At 54.9% G+C, this 587-nt stretch carries 1 protein-coding gene; it reads left to right on the top strand.

All coding sequences use genetic code 11. The annotated features are described in order from the left end of the window. On the top strand, window positions 1–233 hold a 233-nt coding region (locus BN3772_RS31115), incomplete at its 5' end, for a hypothetical protein (RefSeq protein WP_042204523.1). Window positions 234–587: the final 354 nt, after the last annotated feature.

Genomic DNA, 587 nt, shown 5'->3' on the forward strand with positions numbered 1-587 from the left:
TAGTCCCTGCTTTGGGCTTTTCTTTAGTTGCCGGTGTAGTCTGCGGGCAGCCGTGCAGGCCGGTTGCTCCGCTATATGAGGAAGGGGGGCGGGTCGAAATGCTGTGGGGCGACAATTTAGGTGGATTCACGGCAACTAATGGAGCATCGGCGTTAGGTTACAGGAGATTAGTGGGAAAAAATCCATTTAATTTGGGCTGTTATGTCCAGAAAGGGTCTATTGGCGTGATTTAGGTGACCTTTATCCAATTAAATACTGAAAATAAGCATTAGAGACGGAATTAGTTGGCGGAAATCCACCTAAACGTCTGGGCGGATTGCTGTAATATGGCTTGCTGGACCGCATAATCAGCTGTAACAGTGCAAGAAGCAAACCGTCTATCCCATATCGGAGTATAGGCCATAAGCGTATGGCTCGTAATGCATTGATACACCGGTGGTTGTCGTCCGGCAGCCGGCCATGCCGCTGCTAGGCTGAAGCAAGGCCGGCTATCTGCCGCGGCGGCCGGTATCTGCCCCGCAGCTGCCGGCAAGCTCGCCCCCGGCGCCAGGCGTTAGCCGCTCGCCTGGCAGGAGCCGGCGGCTCCG

The organism is Paenibacillus camerounensis (genome assembly GCF_000723885.1).
In the GTDB taxonomy this organism is placed as follows: domain Bacteria; phylum Bacillota; class Bacilli; order Paenibacillales; family Paenibacillaceae; genus Paenibacillus_AQ; species Paenibacillus_AQ camerounensis.